We start from the raw sequence: 3407 nt of genomic DNA, 5'->3' as shown, positions 1-3407 counted from the left end.
TGGCTTTACCAATGATTGCATTATACGAAATAAGCATTCTTCTAGCACGCTTTTTCTAGATATCGAGCAATTGGAGCAGTAATGGTCACTGAAAGGGGGTGATAAAATTACGGGGATTCAGAAGCGGAACCTTTTGAAAAGGATCCGCTTTTCCTTTTTTGCCGGATTCTAACCTGGTAGGTAAGAGGGAGGTGTGTGGATGAAGATCACTCGTCTTGAATTCTTCAAAGTTTGTGCTCGCATGTTTACTGCCCTTGGCGCCGCAATTTTGGCAACCTTCAAAGGTTAGGAGGTGTTTGATTGGTGGAAAGCATTTTTAAGGGCTTAAGCCGCAGAGATTTTCTGAAATATTGTGCCAGCATCGCCGCTATGCTAGGGTTATCGGAAATTTATATCCCTCAGATCGCTGCAGCTCTTGAAGAAGCGACGAAGGGCAAGCCACCTGTGATATGGATGCAAGGGCAAAGTTGCGCTGGTTGCACCATCTCTTTCATCAATTCTCGGGAACCTACCCCTCCCGAGCTGGTCTTGGATATTTTATCCGTTAGGTTTCACCCCAACGTAATGGCAGCGGCTGGAGATGTCGCCTTAAGCGCTATAGAGACCACCATGAAGAAGGCAAAGGACAAATACGTCTACATATTTGAGGGCGCTTTACCCACGGCGGAGGAAGGTCGCTTCTGCGAAATAGGTGAAACTTCAGCGGTAGATTGGGTGAAGAAAGTTGCTAAGGATGCTCACGCGGTCATCGCCGTAGGTACCTGTGCTTCCTTTGGCGGGATTCCCGGAGCAAATCAAGCGGTAACGGGTGCAACTGGAGTGGAGGACGTCCTTGGAACACCGGTTGTTAAGATTCCGGGCTGTCCCGCTCATCCGGATTGGGTAGTCGGAACCGTGGTTAAGCTGTTGCTCTTTGGAAAGGATGCTGTGTTGGCTGGTCTTGATAAATATGGTCGTCCCAAGGAGTTTTATGGCACCCTGATCCATGATAATTGTCCCAGGCGACACTGGTTCGAAGCTGGAAAGTTCGTCGAAGACTTCAATGATCCCGAGCAAGCAAATTACTGCCTACTGCTAAAGGGGTGTAAAGGTCCCTTCACCTATGCTGATTGTCCCAAGAGGAAGTGGAATTCCGGAACCAATTTCTGTATCGATGCCAATGCTCCTTGCCAGGGATGTACTCAGCCCGAGTTCTATGCCAAGTTTTCACCTCTTTACGAGAAATTACCGGAAATCGGCATCCCTGGAATCGCCGGCTACGAGGTCAGTGCAGATACTGTCGCCAAGGTGCTTGGTATTGTAACCGCTGCTGGCATTGGTCTCCACCTGGTTGGTCAAATAGCCACCGGACGTCTTGGCAAAGGTGGTCCACCGGAAAGGGGTGAGGAGTAATGGCACAAAAGATAACAATCGATCCCATAACCAGGATTGAGGGACATTTAAAGATCGAAGTTGAAGTTGAGGACGGTAAGGTAAAAGAAGCTTACAGCACGGCAGCTATGGCCCGTGGCTTTGAGCAACTCCTCATAGGTAAAGATCCTCGAGATGCCCAGATCGTCACCCAGAGGATTTGTGGTGTCTGTCCGGCCTCTCATGGTCTTGCTGCTGCGCAAAACCTCGATAAGGCCTTCGAAGCGAAAGTACCCGATAACGCCAGGATCATCCGCAATTTGATCGTTGGTTCGAACTACGTTATGTCCCACATTCTCCACTTCTACCACCTTGCAGCCCTGGACTACCTGGATGTCATGGCCATAGCCAAGTATACGGGTAAAGACCCCAGGCTGTTGGCGGTGAAGGATAAGATAGTAGGGCTCGTCGAAGCGGAGGATACATACCCCCTCACCCCCAGGTATGACCCCGATGAATTCAGCGTCGATGACCCCGAGATCGTGACCACGGCTGTGGCACATTACCTAGAGGCTTTGGAGAAGAGGAAGAAAGCTCAGGAAATGTTGACGATCTTCGGTGGAAAGATGCCCTGCTATTGCACTCTGGTTCCGGGAGGGGTGACCATCCACCCCACGCCGGACATGATCGCCGCCTTCAAATATCATCTCATGGATTTGATCGATTTCGTGAACAATGTCTACTTGGCGGATGTCCTTGCTTTTGGGACCGGTCCACTTCTTCCCATCCATCAGCTGAAGGTGGGAGCTGGCGTGGGCAACTTCCTATCCTTTGGCATGTTCGATCTCGGCGTATCGGGCGATTACAAAAACCGATTCCTCAAGTCGGGGGTTATTATGGATGGTAAGCTTGAGGAAGTTGGGGAGTTCGATCCCACTAAGATCGAAGAGGCGGTCAAGTATTCCTGGTACACGGAGGATTGTGGGGGATTGCATCCAACGGAGGGTAAGACGGAGTATGATCTGGATAAAGAGGGTGCATACTCTTTCGCAAAGGCTCCGAGATACGATGGTAAACCGGTGGAGGTCAATACCCTTGCCAGGATGCTCATCACGCAGGATAAGGGGTTCATGGATCTGGTGAACAAGATCGGAGCCCATCCCTCGGCGGTGGCTCGCCACGCCGCTCGAGCCTGGGAGTGCAAGATGGTAGCCGAAGCTATGCTCGATTGGCTAGATGAGCTGGTGGATAATCTCAAGGCTGGAAACACCGATATCTGCGATGATAAGCCCGTTCCCGAGAAGGGTAAGGGTATAGGTATGGTGGAAGCTCCTCGAGGCTGCCTTCTCCATTGTGTTCAAATAGAGGGCAAGAAGATCAAACGTTACCAGGTCATCGCGGCTACGAATTGGAACGTCTGCCCGAGGGATGATAAGGGTCAAAGGGGTCCCATCGAAGAAGCTCTCGTTGGAACGCCGGTCCCCGATCCAAATAATCCCATCAACGTCGTGCGGGTGGTTAGATCCTTCGATCCGTGACTTGCCTGTTCGGTTCACGTGATTGAACCAAGGACTAACAAGATACTGAAGTTCCAAATCGGCTAGGAGGTGCGAAAATGGCTAAAGTGATAGAAGAACACCCCTTGCCGGCTCGAGCAATGCACTGGATACACCTGCTATGCATGGGTGGACTGGCGGTCTCCGGCTGGTATATCCACCGCCCCTTCTTTGAAGGGGGCATGGGTATAATGAGATGGGTCCACTTCATCTGCATGTACGTGGTTCTCATCAACCTGGTGGCTCGGATTTACTGGGCATTTTTAGGTGCAGCTCGCGATTGGCATGAATTTGCCTTACGTCCAAGGGACATCAGGAATACCGGCAAAATCATCATCTATTATCTATTCGTAAAGAGGGAGCACCCGGAGGTGGGGAAATATAATCCTCCTCAAAAGCTAATCTATGGCTGGCTTTGGCCCCTTCTATTGATCTTTCAAGCGATCAGTGGTTTTGCCCTTTACGGTCCCACGACTGAATACTTTTCCTGGTTCACAATGT

Annotated in this window: 3 protein-coding genes; all 3 read left to right on the top strand. The window is 50.6% G+C overall.

Features of this window, described 5'->3' with window-relative positions; translation table 11 throughout:
* The first annotated feature begins 303 nt into the window (after positions 1-303).
* Positions 304-1392: a hydrogenase small subunit gene (locus tag AB1466_05870; GenBank protein ID MEW6189612.1), complete on the top strand. Its 1089-nt coding sequence runs from the start codon at positions 304-306 to the stop codon at positions 1390-1392.
* On the top strand, positions 1392-2888 hold the full coding sequence (locus AB1466_05865; GenBank protein ID MEW6189611.1) for a nickel-dependent hydrogenase large subunit: 1497 nt from the start codon (positions 1392-1394) through the stop codon (positions 2886-2888). The genes AB1466_05870 and AB1466_05865 overlap by 1 nt, the downstream gene beginning before the upstream one ends.
* Positions 2889-2965: 77 nt before the next feature.
* Positions 2966-3407, top strand: a 442-nt coding sequence (locus tag AB1466_05860) for a cytochrome b/b6 domain-containing protein (GenBank protein MEW6189610.1), incomplete at its 3' end; no start/stop codon positions are given.

It is taken from the genome of Actinomycetota bacterium, from assembly GCA_040755895.1.
Taxonomy (GTDB): Bacteria; Actinomycetota; Aquicultoria; order Subteraquimicrobiales; family Subteraquimicrobiaceae; genus Subteraquimicrobium.
The sequence above is the reverse complement of the archived record's forward strand: the minus strand, read 5'-3'. Positions and strand labels throughout refer to the sequence as shown.

Excerpts from the sequence above, each read along its gene's own strand:
- AB1466_05865 (MEW6189611.1), top strand. The coding sequence starts at position 1,392 with ATGGCACAAAAGATAACAATCGATCCCATAACCAGGATTGAGGGACAT.